The organism is Serratia sp. H402Y (assembly GCF_051172415.1).
GTDB classification, from domain to species: Bacteria; Pseudomonadota; Gammaproteobacteria; order Enterobacterales; family Enterobacteriaceae; genus Serratia; species Serratia ureilytica.
On record NZ_JBPIYZ010000005.1, the window covers coordinates 211,962 to 226,828 of the forward strand.

At 62.1% G+C, this 14,867-nt stretch carries 13 protein-coding genes; 8 read left to right on the forward strand and 5 right to left on the reverse strand.

Annotated features, from left to right (window positions below; translation table 11 throughout):
* The first annotated feature begins 102 nt into the window (after window positions 1–102).
* Entirely contained in the window at window positions 103–1,053 is a 951-nt protein-coding gene (gene corA, locus ACSBQS_RS21060; protein WP_004934262.1) for a magnesium/cobalt transporter CorA, read from the forward strand.
* Between the two features lie 16 nt (window positions 1,054–1,069).
* Here corA and rarD read toward each other — a convergent pair whose 3' ends face one another.
* Window positions 1,070–1,957: an EamA family transporter RarD gene (rarD, locus tag ACSBQS_RS21065; protein WP_033645018.1), complete on the reverse strand. Its 888-nt coding sequence runs from the start codon at window positions 1,955–1,957 to the stop codon at window positions 1,070–1,072.
* 66 nt (window positions 1,958–2,023) lie between these two features.
* Window positions 2,024–2,494, reverse strand: coding sequence for a thioesterase family protein (locus ACSBQS_RS21070; RefSeq protein WP_033645017.1), 471 nt, complete (start codon window positions 2,492–2,494; stop codon window positions 2,024–2,026).
* A 199-nt stretch (window positions 2,495–2,693) separates the two neighbouring features.
* Between ACSBQS_RS21070 and recQ the strand changes: the two genes are divergently transcribed.
* Both recQ and rhtC read left to right on the forward strand, forming a co-directional pair.
* Window positions 2,694–4,526 (forward strand): ATP-dependent DNA helicase RecQ, encoded by a 1,833-nt coding sequence (recQ, locus tag ACSBQS_RS21075; protein ID WP_046688049.1) that lies wholly within the window; start codon window positions 2,694–2,696, stop codon window positions 4,524–4,526.
* A 12-nt stretch (window positions 4,527–4,538) separates the two neighbouring features.
* A complete protein-coding gene (rhtC, locus tag ACSBQS_RS21080) occupies window positions 4,539–5,159 on the forward strand; it encodes a threonine export protein RhtC (protein ID WP_060660075.1) in 621 nt (206 codons plus the stop codon).
* A gap of 48 nt (window positions 5,160–5,207) precedes the next feature.
* Here rhtC and rhtB read toward each other — a convergent pair whose 3' ends face one another.
* Window positions 5,208–5,828, reverse strand: coding sequence for a homoserine/homoserine lactone efflux protein (rhtB, locus tag ACSBQS_RS21085; protein WP_033645013.1), 621 nt, complete (start codon window positions 5,826–5,828; stop codon window positions 5,208–5,210).
* A gap of 147 nt (window positions 5,829–5,975) precedes the next feature.
* Here rhtB and pldB point away from each other — a divergent pair, with 147 nt between their 5' ends.
* Both pldB and yigL read left to right on the forward strand, forming a co-directional pair.
* A complete protein-coding gene (pldB, locus tag ACSBQS_RS21090; protein WP_033645012.1) occupies window positions 5,976–7,019 on the forward strand; it encodes a lysophospholipase L2 in 1,044 nt (347 codons plus the stop codon).
* A gap of 4 nt (window positions 7,020–7,023) precedes the next feature.
* Window positions 7,024–7,821, forward strand: coding sequence for a sugar/pyridoxal phosphate phosphatase YigL (gene yigL, locus ACSBQS_RS21095; protein ID WP_033645010.1), 798 nt, complete (start codon window positions 7,024–7,026; stop codon window positions 7,819–7,821).
* 32 nt (window positions 7,822–7,853) lie between these two features.
* Here yigL and glpQ read toward each other — a convergent pair whose 3' ends face one another.
* Window positions 7,854–8,933: a glycerophosphodiester phosphodiesterase gene (gene glpQ, locus ACSBQS_RS21100; RefSeq protein WP_072626507.1), complete on the reverse strand. Its 1,080-nt coding sequence runs from the start codon at window positions 8,931–8,933 to the stop codon at window positions 7,854–7,856.
* Between the two features lie 82 nt (window positions 8,934–9,015).
* On the reverse strand, window positions 9,016–10,371 hold the full coding sequence (glpT, locus tag ACSBQS_RS21105; protein ID WP_197666745.1) for a glycerol-3-phosphate transporter: 1,356 nt from the start codon (window positions 10,369–10,371) through the stop codon (window positions 9,016–9,018).
* Between the two features lie 364 nt (window positions 10,372–10,735).
* On the opposite strand from glpT, the gene glpA reads away from it, so the two are divergent.
* From glpA to glpC, 3 genes are read left to right on the forward strand one after another with little or no spacing between them, the layout of a single operon-like run.
* Entirely contained in the window at window positions 10,736–12,385 is a 1,650-nt protein-coding gene (gene glpA / locus ACSBQS_RS21110; RefSeq protein WP_033645008.1) for an anaerobic glycerol-3-phosphate dehydrogenase subunit A, read from the forward strand.
* A complete protein-coding gene (glpB, locus tag ACSBQS_RS21115; protein WP_038874127.1) occupies window positions 12,375–13,643 on the forward strand; it encodes a glycerol-3-phosphate dehydrogenase subunit GlpB in 1,269 nt (422 codons plus the stop codon). The genes glpA and glpB overlap by 11 nt, the downstream gene beginning before the upstream one ends.
* A complete protein-coding gene (gene glpC / locus ACSBQS_RS21120) occupies window positions 13,640–14,839 on the forward strand; it encodes an anaerobic glycerol-3-phosphate dehydrogenase subunit GlpC (RefSeq protein ID WP_122016886.1) in 1,200 nt (399 codons plus the stop codon). Before glpB ends, glpC begins: the two co-directional genes overlap by 4 nt.
* The last annotated feature ends 28 nt before the right edge of the window (window positions 14,840–14,867 follow it).

Consider the following 14,867-nt stretch of genomic DNA (forward strand, 5'->3'; position numbering starts at 1 on the left):
AGATCTCTTCATGGTCTGAAACAAATCGGTGATACGCATCTCCCTCTGTTTCTGTGCTTCAACGCGTTGTCCGCACCCGTTACCTTCACGGAGTTTTGGCACATGCTGAGCGCTTTTAAATTAGATAACCGCCGCTTGTCCCGTCTGGAACTGGACGACTCAGATGATCTCACGTCATCGCTGTGGGTTGATCTGGTCGAGCCGGAAGAGGGCGAGCGTGAGCGCGTGCAGAATGAGCTGGGACAAAGCCTGGCGACGCGTCCTGAACTGGACGACATCGAAGCCTCCGCCCGTTTCTTCGAAGACGAAGACGGTCTGCATATCCACTCTTTCTTCTACTTTGAAGATGCGGAAGATCACGCCGGCAACTCCACGGTGGCGTTCACCATCCGCGACGGCCGCCTGTATACCCTGCGTGAGCGTGAACTGCCGGCGTTCCGCCTGTACCGCATGCGCGCCCGCAACCAGACGATGCTCGAAGGCAACGCTTACGAACTGCTGCTGGATCTGTTCGAGACCAAGATTGAACAGCTGGCGGACGAGATAGAGAATATCTACAGCGATCTGGAACAGCTCAGCCGGGTGATCATGGAAGGGCATCAGGGCGACGAATACGACGCCGCGCTCTCGACGCTGGCGGAGCTGGAAGATATCGGCTGGAAGGTGCGTTTGTGCCTGATGGATACCCAGCGTGCGCTCAACTTCCTGGTGCGCAAGGCGCGTTTGCCGACCGGCCAGCTGGAGCAGGCGCGTGAAGTGCTGCGCGACATCGAATCCCTGCTGCCGCACAACGAATCGCTGTTCCAGAAGGTGAACTTCCTGATGCAGGCGGCGATGGGCTTCATCAACATCGAACAGAACCGTATTATCAAGATCTTCTCGGTAGTGTCGGTGGTGTTCCTGCCGCCTACGCTGGTGGCTTCCAGCTACGGCATGAACTTCGAATTCATGCCGGAACTGAAATGGTCGTTCGGCTACCCGGGCGCGATCACGCTGATGATCCTGGCGGGCCTGGCCCCTTACCTGTACTTCAAGCGCAAGAACTGGCTGTAACCCGGCGACGCCGGGCTCAGCGCAGCTTGCGCTGGGTATAGAGCGCGTCGAGGGTGAACAGGATCAGCGCCGCCCAGATAAAGCCGAAGGTCACCAGCTTGTCCTGGCCGACGGTCTCGCCGTAGAAGGTGACCGCCAGCAGGAACATCAGCGTCGGGCCGAGATACTGGAAGAAACCGAGCGTCGACAGGCGCAGCCGGGTAGCCGCCGCGGTGAAGCACAGCAGCGGCACGGTGGTGACGATGCCGGCGGCGACCAGCAGCAGGTTCAGCGACCACGGGTTGGCGCTCAGGTGGCTGGTGGGGCTGTCGGCGAACAGGAACAGATAGGCCGCCGCCACCGGCAGCAGCCACAGCGTCTCAATCAGCATGCCGGTCTGCGCGTCGATGGCGATTTTCTTGCGCAGCAGGCCGTAGAAGGCAAAGCTGAACGCCAGCCCCAGACCGATGATCGGCAACGACCCGAACTGCCAGAGCTGCACCAGCACCCCGGTGAACGCCAGCGCCACCGCCACCCACTGCATGCGGCGGAAACGTTCGCCGAGAAACAGCATCCCCAACAGCACGTTAACCAGCGGGTTGATGAAGTAGCCCAGGCTGGCTTCCAGCATATGGTGATTGTTCACCGCCCAGATGAACAGCAGCCAGTTGCCGCCGATCAACAGCGCGGTGACCGCCAGCAACAGCAGCCGTTTGCGATTTTGGCAGGCGGCGCGCACTTTAGGCCAGTTGCGGCCCAGCGTGATCAGCGCCAGCATGAAGAAAAACGACCAGATGATCCGGTGGGTGAGGATCTCATCCGCGGACACTTGCTGGATCAGTTTGAAATAAGCCGGGGCGATGCCCCACATAAAATAGGCGGCCAGGGCAAAGAAAATGCCCTGACGCGTTTGCTTTGCGTCCATGACGTCACTCTGGTGGGGAACTTAAGATGCGGTGAGTGTACTGAAGACGCTCACCGCACACAATCATCAGCCGACCAGGTAGGTGGCGGTGGCGGTCGCGATATGCAGGCCGTCGTGGTTATGCAGTTCTACGCGCGCGACGGCGACTTTGTTGCCGCTGCGCAGCACGCTGGCGGAGGCGACGAAGTGCTCGCCGCGGCCGGGGCGCAGGTAGTCGACGCGCAGGTCGATGGTGCCCATGCGCGACAGCTTGGCGGCGATCTCCTCTTCGACCAGCGGCTCCAGGCGCGTCAGCACGCCGCCGGCGCAGGCCAGCCCGGCGGCGACGTCAAGCACGGCGGCGATCACGCCGCCATGCAGAATTTCCTGCGCGGCGTTGCCGACCAGCTTGCGCTGGTTGGTGAAGCTCAGCTCGACGTAGTCATCGTCGAAGCGGCGCAGCTCCAGGCCAAGCTCGCGGTTGAACGGCATGTGGTAGACAAAAATTTCGCCGATCTTGCGGCGGGCGGCTTCCAGGGTCAGTGGTGTTGTCGACATAGCGGGTTTCCGTTTTTCTTTTGCGTTTTAAGGGAGCTAACTGGTCAGTCCAGGTTAATGGAATGTTGATTTTATGCTTAACCTTTGTTGCTTACCAGCCCGTTTAGGCAAAAGAGTCACGCGCGCGTTGGTGTCATGCTGAACGATATTGTGTAATCATACCCGGTGGGTGTGTACCGATGAAAAAATGGGGAAGTGTGTGTCAACCGCAGCAGTGATTAACAGAGAGTTGCTGGCCGAGCAGGTATTGCGCGATACCTTCGGCTACCAGCAATTCCGTCCGGGGCAGCAAACGATTATCAATGCCGCGATCGGCGGGCAGGATTGCCTGGTGGTGATGCCGACCGGCGGCGGCAAGTCGTTGTGTTACCAAATCCCTGCGCTGGTGATGGACGGCCTGACGCTGGTCGTTTCTCCGCTGATCTCGCTGATGAAGGATCAGGTCGACCAACTGTTGGCCTACGGCGTTTCCGCCGCCTGCTACAACTCGACGCAAACCCGCGAGGAGCAGTTGGACGTCATGGCCGGCTGCCGCAACGGCACCATCAAGATGCTGTACATCGCGCCGGAGCGGCTGATGATGGAAAGCTTCCTCAACCTGCTCGATCACTGCCCGCCGGCGATGCTGGCGGTGGATGAGGCGCACTGCATCTCCCAATGGGGCCACGACTTCCGGCCGGAATACCGCGCGCTGGGGCAGTTGAAACAGCGCTTCCCGTCGATGCCGGTGATCGCGTTGACCGCCACTGCCGACGAAGCCACGCGCGGCGATATCGTGCGTCTGCTGTCGCTGCAGGATCCGCTGGTGCAGGTCAGCAGCTTCGACCGACCGAACATCCGCTACACGCTGGTGGAAAAATTCAAACCGCTCGACCAGCTGTGGCGCTTCGTGCAGGATCAGCGCGGCAAGAGCGGCATTATCTATTGCAACAGCCGCGCCAAGGTGGAAGACACCGCCGCGCGCCTGCAAAGCCGCGGGCTGAGCGTCGGCGCTTACCACGCGGGGCTGGACAACGATCGCCGCGCCCAGGTGCAGGAGGCGTTCCAGCGTGACGATCTGCAGGTGGTGGTGGCCACCGTCGCCTTCGGCATGGGCATCAACAAACCCAACGTGCGTTTCGTGGTGCATTTCGACATCCCGCGCAATATCGAATCCTATTATCAGGAGACCGGCCGCGCCGGGCGCGACGGCCTGCCGGCCGAAGCCATCCTGCTGTACGATCCGGCCGACATGGCCTGGCTGCGCCGCTGTCTGGAGGAGAAACCCGCCGGGCAACAGCTGGACATCGAGCGTCACAAGCTGAACGCCATGGGCGCTTTCGCCGAGGCGCAAACCTGCCGTCGCCTGGTGCTGCTCAACTACTTCGGCGAAGGCAAGCACGAAAACTGCGGCAACTGCGATATCTGCCTCGATCCGCCCAAGCGCTACGACGGGCTGGAGGACGCGCGCAAGGCGCTGTCTTGCGTGTACCGTGTCGGCCAGCGCTTCGGCCTCGGGTACATCGTGGAAGTGCTGCGCGGCTCCAACAATCAGCGCATTCGCGAATACGGTCACGACAAGCTGCCGGTGTACGGCATCGGCCGCGATCAAACCACGGAGCACTGGACCAGCGTGCTGCGTCAGCTGATCCACCTGGGCTTTATCACCCAGAACATCGCCATGCACTCGGCGCTGCAATTGACCGAGGCGGCGCGTCCGGTGTTGCGCGGCGAGGTGGCGCTGCAGCTGGCGGTGCCGCGCATTCAGAGCCTGAAGTCGCGCAGCAGCGCCAACCAGAAATCCTACGGCGGCAATTACGATCGCAAGCTGTTCGCCAAGCTGCGCAAACTGCGCAAGTCGATCGCCGACGAAGAAAACATTCCACCCTACGTGGTGTTCAACGACGCCACGCTGCTGGAAATGGCCGAACAGATGCCGATCAAGGCCGGCGATCTGCTGAGCGTCAACGGCGTGGGGCAGCGCAAACTGGAGCGTTTCGGCGCGCCCTTTATGGCGATGATCCGCGACCATCTCGACAATGACGAAGACTGAGGGCGATAAATCATGCTGATGCTGTTTCTCACCGTGGCGCTGGTGCATCTGATTGCGCTGATGAGCCCGGGGCCGGACTTCTTTTTCGTGTCGCAGACCGCCGCCAGCCGCTCGCGCCGCGAGGCGATGATGGGCGTGGTCGGCATTTCGCTCGGCATCGTGGTATGGGCCGGCGTGGCGTTGATGGGGCTGCATCTGATCCTGCAGAAGATGGCCTGGCTGCATCAGATAATCATGGTCGGCGGCGGCATTTACCTGTGCTGGATGGGGTGGCAACTGCTGCGTTCCGCGCGGGCGCAGCAAGCTCCGCCGGCGGCAGAGGCCCAGGTGGCGTTGCCGAAGGCCGGGCGCAGCTTTATTCGCGGCTTCTTGACCAACCTGTCCAACCCGAAAGCGGTGATCTATTTCGGCAGCGTGTTCTCGCTGTTCGTCGGTGACAGCGTCGGCGCCGGGGCGCGCTGGGGGCTGTTCTTGCTGATCGTCGCCGAGACCTTCGTCTGGTTCAGCCTGGTGGCGGTGGTGTTCGCGCTGCCGGCGATGCGCCGCGGTTATCAGCGGTTGGCCAAGTGGATAGACGGGATGGCGGGCGTGCTGTTTACCGGCTTCGGGTTACACCTGATCTTTACCCGCTAACCGGCAGTGAAATGCCCAAGGCCGAGCAGCGATGCCCGGCCTTTTTTGTCAGGCTTTGCGGGCGGTCGCCAGCAGCCCCGCCACCAAAATGAACAGCGAACCGAACACCCGGTTGAGCAGCTGCATTTGACGCGGGGTCTTCAGCCAGCCGGCGATGCGCGTCGCCAGGGTGGCGTAACCGATCATCACCAGAATATCCACCACCACGGTGGTGACGCCGAGCACCAGATACTGTTCGGCCTGCGGCTGATGGGGCAAGATGAACTGCGGGAACAGCGCGGCGAGGAACACGATGCTTTTCGGGTTGGTCAGGTTGACCAGCACCGCGCGGCGGAACAGGCGGCGGCGCGGCATGCTGCCCGCCAGCGCATGCAGATCCAGCGCGCCGGCGGCGCGCCATTGCTGGATGCCGAGCCACACCAGGTAGGCGGCGCCCAGCCATTTCAGCAGCTCGAACGCCAGCAGCGATTGCGATATCAGCGCGCCGAGGCCGATGCCCACCAGCACGATGTGCGCGCTCAGCCCGACCTGCAGCCCGGCGATCGACGCGGCGGCGCCGCGATAGCCGTGGCTGATGCCGGTGCTCATGGTGTTGATGGCGCCGGATCCGGGGGAGAGGCTAAGGATAAGCGTGGTCAGCAGGTAGGTTAACCACCAGTCCAAGGTCATGGTTCTCGGCTCCCTGAAAGTGTCGTTTTGTGCCACAATGCGCCGAGGCGGCGCCGTTTTTTGTCAGAATTGAATCACAATACGCTAGTATGATTTCTTGTGCCAGCGGTCACATTTTCCGCCGGCTCCACAGGGAAAACGCTCTCGATGACCTCGTTCACTCTCAGCTCCGATGACTGGTTAACGCGTGAAACGCAGTTCGCTGCCTTCGCCACCGGGCCGCTGCTGGATTTCTGGCGGCAGCGCGAAGAAGGCGAGTTCAGCGGCGTGGACGGCGTGCCGATCCGCTTTGTGCGTTTCCGTTCCGCGCGGCATCAGCGGGTGGTGGTGGTCAGCCCCGGCCGCATCGAAAGCTACGTGAAATACCCTGAGGTGGCCTACGACCTGTTCCACTGCGGTTACGACGTGGTGATCGTCGATCATCGCGGCCAGGGGCGCTCCGGGCGTTTACTGGCGGATACGCACCGCGGTCATGTGGTAAACTTTGCCGACTACGTGGACGATTTCGAGCAGCTGTGGCTGCGCGAGGTCGAGTCGCGCGGTTACCGGCAGCGTTTCGCGCTGGCGCATTCGATGGGCGGCGCGATCCTGGCGCAGTTCCTGCAGCGCCGGCCGCAGGCGTTCGACGCGGCGGCGTTTTGCGCGCCGATGTTCGGCATCCAGCTGCCGATGCCGGGCTGGCTGGCCGACCGCATTCTCGACTGGGTGGAGACACGCCCGGCGATCCGTGATTATTACGCGGTGGGCACCGGCCAGTGGCGTCCGCTGCCCTATGTGGTCAACGTGTTGACCCACAGCCGCGAGCGCTACCGGCGCAGCCTGCGTTATTACGCCGACTATCCCGAGCTGCAGGTGGGCGGGCCGACTTACCATTGGGTGCGTGAGAGCATCCGCGCCGGCCGGCAGATCATCGCGCAGGCCGGGAAAATCACAACGCCGCTGTTGCTTTTGCAGGCCGGTGAAGAACGGGTGGTTGACAACCGTTCGCACCAGGCTTTTTGTCAGGCTCTGTCAGACGCGGGGCGCCCTTGCGAAGGGGGGCTTCCGTGGGTTATCAACGGCGCACGCCATGAGATCCTGTTCGAGCGGGACGCGATGCGCGCCGAAGCACTGAACGCAATCCTGCGCTTCTTTGCTCAACACTTAGGCGGCGCGCTGCCGCCGACAACTCCATCAGAGGTTAGAACATAACGCTATGTATCACGTCGTCGCTTCCGATTTAGATGGCACGCTGCTGTCTCCCGACCATACCCTGTCGCCGTACGCCAAAGAAACGCTGAAGTTGCTGACCCAGCGAGGCGTGCATTTCGTGTTCGCCACCGGCCGCCACCACATCGACGTGGCGCAGATCCGCGACAGCCTGGAAATCAGCGCCTTTATGATCACCTCCAACGGCGCGCGGGTGCACAACACGGCCGGCGAGCTGATCTTCAGCCATAATCTGGATGGGGATATCGCCCGCGATCTGTACGGCATGCTGCACGACGATCCGCAGATCACCACTAACGTCTACCGCAACGACGATTGGTTTACCAACCGCGAAAGCCCGGAGCAGGAAGAGTACTTCCAGGAGTCGGTGTTCAAATATCAGCTGTTTGAGCCGGGCCTGCTGGAAACCGACGGCGTCTGCAAGGTTTACTTCACCTGTGAAGACCACGAGCGGTTGCTGCAGGTGGAAGACGCCATCAACGCCCGCTGGGGCGATCGGGTCAACGTCAGCTTCTCGTTCCCGACCTGCCTGGAAGTGATGGCGGGCGGCGTGTCGAAAGGGCATGCGCTGGAAGAAGTGGCCAAGATCATCGGTTATACGCTGCAAGAGTGCATCGCCTTCGGCGACGGCATGAACGATCTGGAGATGCTGTCGATGGCCGGCAAGGGCTGCATCATGCGCGATGCGCATCAGCGCCTGAAGGATATGCTGCCGGAGCTGGAGGTGATCGGTTCCAATGCCGACAACGCGGTACCGCACTACCTGCGCAAGATGTTCCTCTGAAATAACAAGGGCGCCTTGCGGCGCCCTTGGCATTACTTGTGCTGGCCCTGCTTCTGCAGGAACTGCACGCCCTTGTCCGGGAAGTCGGTGAACACGCCGTCGACGCCGGCCTGGTTGTAAATCACGTCATACAGTTGGTTCACGTCGGTCACGTACTTTGGCAGCGCATCGGCGCGGATGGTGAACGGATGCACCGCCAGCTTGCTGGCGTGCGCTTCTTTCACCATGTCGGTCAGCACGATGTGGCCCGGTTTGGATTGATCCGCCACCACCAGCATGTGGTAGTCCGGCCCGATGCCGTCGGCATACTGAGCGATTTTCTTCATCGCGCCCGGTTTGAACATCCAGTCATAGTCGTATTCCACCCACTTGCCGTCGGCTTTCTGCTCGTAGGTTTCCTGCCAGTCGTTGTAGGCGATCAGCTGCACCAGCTTCAGATCCATGCCCAGCTTCGGCTCCAGCTCGTTCTTGATGCGTTTGAGCTCGTTGGCGTCGAAGCACTGCAGGTAGACGTTGTCGTTTTTGCCGGTGTAGCCGTACTGCTTGAGCACCGCCAGCACTTTGCTGGAGATGTCTTTGCCTTCCTGCTTGTGGAACCAAGGCGCTTTGATTTCAGGATAGATGCCGATGTTTTTGCCGGTCGAATGGTTCAGACCCTGTACGAACTCGATCTCTTCCTGGAAGGTGTGGACGCGGAAGTCGGATTTGCCCATCGGGAAGCGGCCAGGGTAGCCCTGTACCTTCTTGCCGTTTTCGATGTCAAAGCCTTCGGTGAACTTCAGCGATTTGATCTCCGCCAGCGTAAAGTCGATGGCGTAATAACGGCCGTCTTTGCGTGCGCGGTTCGGGAAACGTTCGGCGACGTCGGTGACGCGATCGAGGTAATGGTCGTGCAGCACCACCAGCTCGTTGTCCTTGGTCATTACCAGATCCTGCTCGAGGTAATCGGCGCCTTGCGCGTAGGCCATCGCCTTCGCCGGCAGGGTGTGTTCCGGCAGGTAGCCGCTGGCGCCGCGGTGGGCGATCACCACTTTGTCCGTCGCCTGTGCGGCGCTGACCATTGAGGTGGCGAGAATGATCCCTGTCAGCAGGGCTTTGACTTGAGTCCGCATTCCGTTTTCTCCGTGTTGTTGGGGGCAGGGTAGTAAAAAGGCCGCAGGGCGGCCTTTAAATCATGCAAAAGTCGTGTGACGGTTAGCTGCGCTTGCCGGCAGCGATTTCCGCGTGGTGTTTCTTCTCGTTCAGCATGGTCAGCAGCAGCAGGATAACCGCCAGCACGCCGCCGCCGATCATCACCATGAAGCCGCCGTCCCAACCGAAGAAGTCTACGGTGTAACCGACGATGGCGCTGGCCGCAACCGAGCCGCCCAGGTAGCCGAACAGGCCGGTGAAGCCCGCGGCGGTGCCGGCGGCTTTCTTCGGCGCCAGCTCCAGCGCGTGCAGGCCGATCAGCATCACCGGACCGTAGATCAGGAAGCCGATGACCAGCATACAGATCATGTCCACGGTCGGGTTACCGGCCGGGTTCATCCAGAACACCACGGTGGCGATGGTCACCAGCGTCATGAAGAACACGCCGGTGGCGCCGCGGTTGCCTTTGAACACTTTGTCCGACATCCAGCCGCACAGCAGGGTGCCCGGGATACCGGCGTATTCATACAGGAAGTAGGCCCAGGAAGACTTGTCCAGCGCGAAGTGCTTCACTTCTTTCAGGTAGGTCGGCGACCAGTCCAGAATGCCGTAACGCAGCAGGTAGACGAACACGTTGGCGACCGCGATGTACCACAGCAGCTTGTTCGGCAGGATGTACTGCATGAAGATCTGCTTGGCGGTCAGCTCTTCTTCGTCTTTTTCGCTGTAGTCGTCCGGGTAGTCGTTTTTGTACTCTTCAATCGGCGGCAGGCCGCAGGATTGCGGGGTGTCGCGCATCAGGCCGAAGGCGATCAGGGCTACCAGGATGGCGCCGAAGGCCGGCATGTACAGCGCCGCGTGCCAGTCGTTGAACCAGGCCATGCCCAGCAGGAACAGCAGCGGCGGCAGGCCGCCGCCCACGTTGTGGGCGCAGTTCCAGATGGAGACGATGCCGCCGCGTTCTTTCTGCGACCACCAGTGCACCATGGTGCGGCCGCACGGCGGCCAGCCCATGCCCTGGAACCAGCCGCACAGGAACAGCAGGACGAACATGATGGCGATGCTGGAGGTTGCCCACGGCACGAAGCCCATGAACAACATCACCGCCGCCGCCAGGATCAGGCCGGCAGGCAGGAACACTCGCGGGTTGGAACGGTCGGAGACCGAACCCATGATGAATTTGGAGAAGCCGTAGGCGATGGAGATGCCCGACAGCGCGAAGCCGAGGTCACCGCGGCTGAAGCCTTGTTCGATCAGGTAAGGCATGGCCAGGGTGAAGTTCTTACGCACCAGATAGTAGGCGGCGTAACCGAAGAAGATCCCCAGGAAAATTTGCCAGCGCAGCTTACGGTAGAGCGGGTCTACCTTATCGCTCGGCACACGGGCGATGTGTGCGGCCGGCTTAAAAATACTCAACATGAGCGCCTCCGATGGCTTTATCTGTTATCACATCAATATGACCTTTTACGTTCATTTGATGATTGAGCGGATATCGAATGTGGTGTTTTTGTGTTCCATAACGAGCGCCATTGTCATCAAATACGCCTGGTGTCGCTGTGACGAATGGCGCAATTGTTACACTTTCATGAAACCACGGCGGATTTTGAGCGATTCGTTAACGTTATGAAATAGAAAAACGTCCAAAAATCGTGATTATGATCACATTGATGGTTTTTTGTGGACATTTTTATTTCGTTTCATGTTCGTTATTGTTCCTTATCAAACAAAGACCCCAATAACCGTGGCTCAATAGGCTCATAACTACCGATCCTGAGGGAGCGACATGAGCAGCTATTTTGACGGCGGCGAAACGGATGTGATCATCATCGGCGGCGGCGCCACCGGCGCAGGCATTGCCCGCGACTGTGCGCGGCGCGGCTTGCGATGCATTTTGCTGGAGCGCCACGACATCGCCACCGGCGCCACCGGCCGCAACCACGGTTTGCTGCACAGCGGCGCGCGCTATGCGGTGACCGACGGCGAGTCGGCGCGCGAATGCATAGAAGAGAACCGCATCCTGAAACGCATCGCGCATCACTGTATCGAGCGCACCGACGGGCTGTTCATCACCTTGCCGCAAGACTCGCTGGACTATCAGCAGCAGTTTATCGCCGCCTGTCGCCAGGCCGACATCGACGCCGAAGCGATAGACCCGCAGCTGGCGCTGCGGCTGGAGCCGGCGGCTAACCCGGCGCTGATCGGCGCGGTGCGGGTGCCGGACGGCACCGTCGATCCCTTCCGGCTGACCGCCGCCAATATGCTGGACGCGCGCGAGCACGGCGCGCAGATCCTGACCTACCATCAGGTGGTGGGGTTGCTGCGCAGCGGCGATCGGGTGACGGGCGTGCGCGTTTACGACCATCAGAATCAGCGGCGCTATGAGCTGCACGCGCCGGTGGTGGTCAACGCCGCCGGTATCTGGGGCCAGCAGATCGCCGAATACGCCGATTTGCGCATCCGTATGTTCCCGGCCAAGGGAGCGCTGCTGATCCTCGGCCATCGCATCAACAACATGGTGATCAACCGCTGCCGCAAACCGGCGGACGCCGACATCCTGGTGCCAGGCGACACCATCTCGCTGATCGGCACGACCTCGACCCATATCGACTACGACCAAATTGACAACATGCTGGTGACCCCGCAGGAGGTGGACATTCTGATCCGCGAAGGGGCGCTGTTGGCGCCCACCCTGGCGCAGACCCGCATTTTGCGCGCCTATGCCGGGGTGCGGCCGCTGGTGGCCAGCGACGACGATCCCAGCGGGCGCAACGTCAGCCGCGGCATCGTGCTGCTCGATCACGCCGCCCGCGACGGGCTGGAAGGGTTTATCACCATTACCGGCGGCAAGCTGATGACCTACCGCCTGATGGCGGAGTGGGCCACCGACAAGGTATGCGAAAAGCTCGGCGTAAATAGTCCGTGCACCACCGCGCAGGACGCGCTGCCCGGATCCCGTCAGTCGGCGGAGGAAACGGTGCGCAGCGTGGTTTCTCTGCCCGCCAGCATTCGCGGCTCGGCGATCTATCGGCACGGCGATCGCGCCAGCCAGGTGCCGGCGGCCGATCGGCTCGACACCAGCCTGGTGTGCGAATGCGAGGCGGTGACCGCCGGGGAAGTGCGCTATGCGGTCAACTCGCTGACCGTCAATAACCTGGTGGATCTGCGCCGCCGCACCCGTGTCGGCATGGGCACCTGCCAGGGCGAACTCTGCGCCTGCCGCGCCGCCGGGCTGTTGACGCGCTTTAACGTCAGCACGCCGCAGCAATCCATCGCGCAGCTGTCGCAGTTCCTCAACGAACGCTGGAAAGGCGTACGGCCGATCGCCTGGGGCGATGCGCTGCGCGAGAGCGAATTCACCAGTTGGGTTTACCAGGGATTATGCGGGCTTGAAGCCCAGGCCGACCAGGAGCAGGAGGCGGATGATGCGATTTGACGTTGTGGTGATTGGCGGTGGTCTGGCGGGCCTGAGCTGCGCCATTGCCGTGGCCGAACAGGGCAAGCGCTGCGCGGTGGTTAGTTCTGGCCAGAGCGCGCTCTACTTCTCCTCCGGCTCGCTCGATCTGCTGGCGAGATTGCCGGACGGCACGCCGGTCGAGATGCCGCTGGCGGCGTTGCCGCAGCTGGCGCAACAGGCGCCGCAGCATCCGTACGCCCTGATCGGGCCCGGCCGGGTGGCGGCGCTGTCCGCCGCCGCGCAGCGGCTGCTGGAACGCTGCGGGTTGAATCTGCAGGGCGAGGGGGTGAACAACCATCTGCGCATCACGCCGCTCGGCACGCGCCGCGCCACCTGGCTCAGCCCGCAGGCGATCCCGACGCTGCCGCTGACCGGCCAACTGCCGTGGCGGCGTATTGCGGTGATCGGCATCGAAGGGTTCCTCGACTTCCAACCGCAGATGGCCGCCGACGCCCTGAGCCGCGAGCTCGGCGTGCAGACGGACGTGGCCTATCTGCACATGCCGGCGCTGGACAGATTGCGCAATAATCCCAGCGAGTTCCGCGCGGTGAACATCGCCCGGGTACTGGATTTGATGGAAAGCCTGCCGCCGATGGCCGAAGAGCTGCGGCGGCTGGCGGGCGAGGCCGAGGCGCTCTTCCTGCCGGCCTGTCTGGGTCTGGAGGACGACGCGTCGCTGGCGGTGCTGCAGGATGCGGTCGGCAAGCCGATCCGACTGCTGCCGACGTTGCCGCCTTCGGTGCCCGGCATGCGCTTGCATCAGGCGCTGCGGCGGCGTTTCCAGCAGTTGGGCGGCGTTTTCATGCCGGGCGACAGCGTGCTGCGCGCCGAGAGCGAGGCCGGCCGCGTCACCGGTTTGTACACCCGCAACCACGGCGATATTCCGCTGCGGGCGCAGCAGGTGGTGCTGGCCAGCGGCAGCTTCTTCAGCAATGGACTGGTGGCCGATTTCGACGGGGTGCGCGAACCGATCTTCGGGCTGGACGTACACAGTCGGGCGGATCGCGCCGACTGGAGCCGACGCGAGCTGTTCGCGCCGCAGCCTTACCTGCAGTTCGGCGTGCGTACCGACGGCAGGTTGCGGGCGATGAAGCAGGGAGTGCCGTTCGACAACCTGTACGCCATCGGCGCGGTCGCCGGCGGCTACGACCCGCTGCAGCAGGGCTGCGGCGCCGGCGTGTCATTGATCGGCGCGCTGCACGTCGCGCAGCAGATCGCCGCGGAGGAGAACGTATGAGCCTGCATCGGGACCACAGCTTTGAAAGCTGCATCAAATGCACCGTCTGCACCACTTACTGCCCGGTCGCCAAAGTGAACCCGCTTTACCCGGGACCGAAACAGGCGGGGCCGGACGGTGAGCGGCTGCGGCTGAAAGACCCGGCGCTGTACGACGAAGCGCTGAAATACTGCACCAACTGCAAGCGTTGTGAAGTGGCCTGCCCGTCCGACGTCAAAATCGGCGACATCATTCAGCGCGCCCGCGCCGACTTCGCCCAGAGCAAGCCGACGCTGCGCGATGCCATCCTCAGCCATACCGATATCATGGGATCGCTGTCGACGCCGTTTGCGCCGATCGTCAACGCCGCCACCGGGTTGAAACCGGTGCGCAAGCTGCTGGACAAGGCGCTGAAGATCGACCACCGGCGCGAACTGCCGAAATATTCCTTCGGCACCTTCCGCCGCTGGTACCGGCAACAGGCGCAGGCTCAGCAGCGTTACGCCGAGCAGGTGGCATTTTTCCACGGTTGCTTCGTCAACTATAACCACCCGCAGCTGGGCAAGGATTTGGTCCGGGTGTTCAACGCGCTGGATATCGGCGTGCAACTGCTGAAACGCGAGAAATGCTGCGGCGTGCCGCTGATCGCCAACGGATTTATCGAGCAGGCTAAAAAGCAGGCCAGGGTCAATGCCGAATCGCTGCATGAAACGGTGCTGGAGCGCGGCATTCCGGTGGTGGCGACCTCATCGAGCTGCACCTTCACCCTGCGTGACGAATACCCTCATCTGCTGGACGTAGACACCACTGCGGTGCGCGATCGGGTGGAGCTGGCGACGCGCTATCTCTATCGCCTGATCAATCAGGGGCGCAGCCTGCCGCTCAAGCGCACGCCGCTGCGGGTGGCTTATCACACGCCTTGCCATATGGAGAAGATGGGCTGGACCGCCTATACCCTGGAGCTGCTGCGGCAGATACCGGGGCTGGAGCTGGTGGTGCTGGATTCGCAGTGCTGCGGCATCGCCGGCACTTACGGGTTCAAATCGGAGAACTACGCCACGTCGCAAGGCATTGGCGCGCCGCTGTTCCGGCAGATAGAAGAGAGCGGAGTGGATCTGGTGGTGACCGACTGCGAGACCTGCAAGTGGCAGATCGAAATGTCCACCAGCAAACGCTGCGAACACCCGATCACCCTGCTGGCGCAGGCGTTGGCATAAAGACTCAGGGGCCGGCGAACCGGCCCCT

Excerpts from the sequence above, each read along its gene's own strand:
- corA (WP_004934262.1), top strand. The coding sequence starts at position 103 with ATGCTGAGCGCTTTTAAATTAGATAACCGCCGCTTGTCCCGTCTGGAA.
- rarD (WP_033645018.1), bottom strand. The coding sequence starts at position 1,957 with ATGGACGCAAAGCAAACGCGTCAGGGCATTTTCTTTGCCCTGGCCGCC.
- ACSBQS_RS21070 (WP_033645017.1), bottom strand. The coding sequence starts at position 2,494 with ATGTCGACAACACCACTGACCCTGGAAGCCGCCCGCCGCAAGATCGGC.
- rhtC (WP_060660075.1), top strand. The coding sequence starts at position 4,539 with ATGCTGATGCTGTTTCTCACCGTGGCGCTGGTGCATCTGATTGCGCTG.
- rhtB (WP_033645013.1), bottom strand. The coding sequence starts at position 5,828 with ATGACCTTGGACTGGTGGTTAACCTACCTGCTGACCACGCTTATCCTT.
- pldB (WP_033645012.1), top strand. The coding sequence starts at position 5,976 with ATGACCTCGTTCACTCTCAGCTCCGATGACTGGTTAACGCGTGAAACG.
- yigL (WP_033645010.1), top strand. The coding sequence starts at position 7,024 with ATGTATCACGTCGTCGCTTCCGATTTAGATGGCACGCTGCTGTCTCCC.
- glpQ (WP_072626507.1), bottom strand. The coding sequence starts at position 8,933 with ATGCGGACTCAAGTCAAAGCCCTGCTGACAGGGATCATTCTCGCCACC.
- glpT (WP_197666745.1), bottom strand. The coding sequence starts at position 10,371 with ATGTTGAGTATTTTTAAGCCGGCCGCACACATCGCCCGTGTGCCGAGC.
- glpA (WP_033645008.1), top strand. The coding sequence starts at position 10,736 with ATGAGCAGCTATTTTGACGGCGGCGAAACGGATGTGATCATCATCGGC.
- glpB (WP_038874127.1), top strand. The coding sequence starts at position 12,375 with ATGCGATTTGACGTTGTGGTGATTGGCGGTGGTCTGGCGGGCCTGAGC.
- glpC (WP_122016886.1), top strand. The coding sequence starts at position 13,640 with ATGAGCCTGCATCGGGACCACAGCTTTGAAAGCTGCATCAAATGCACC.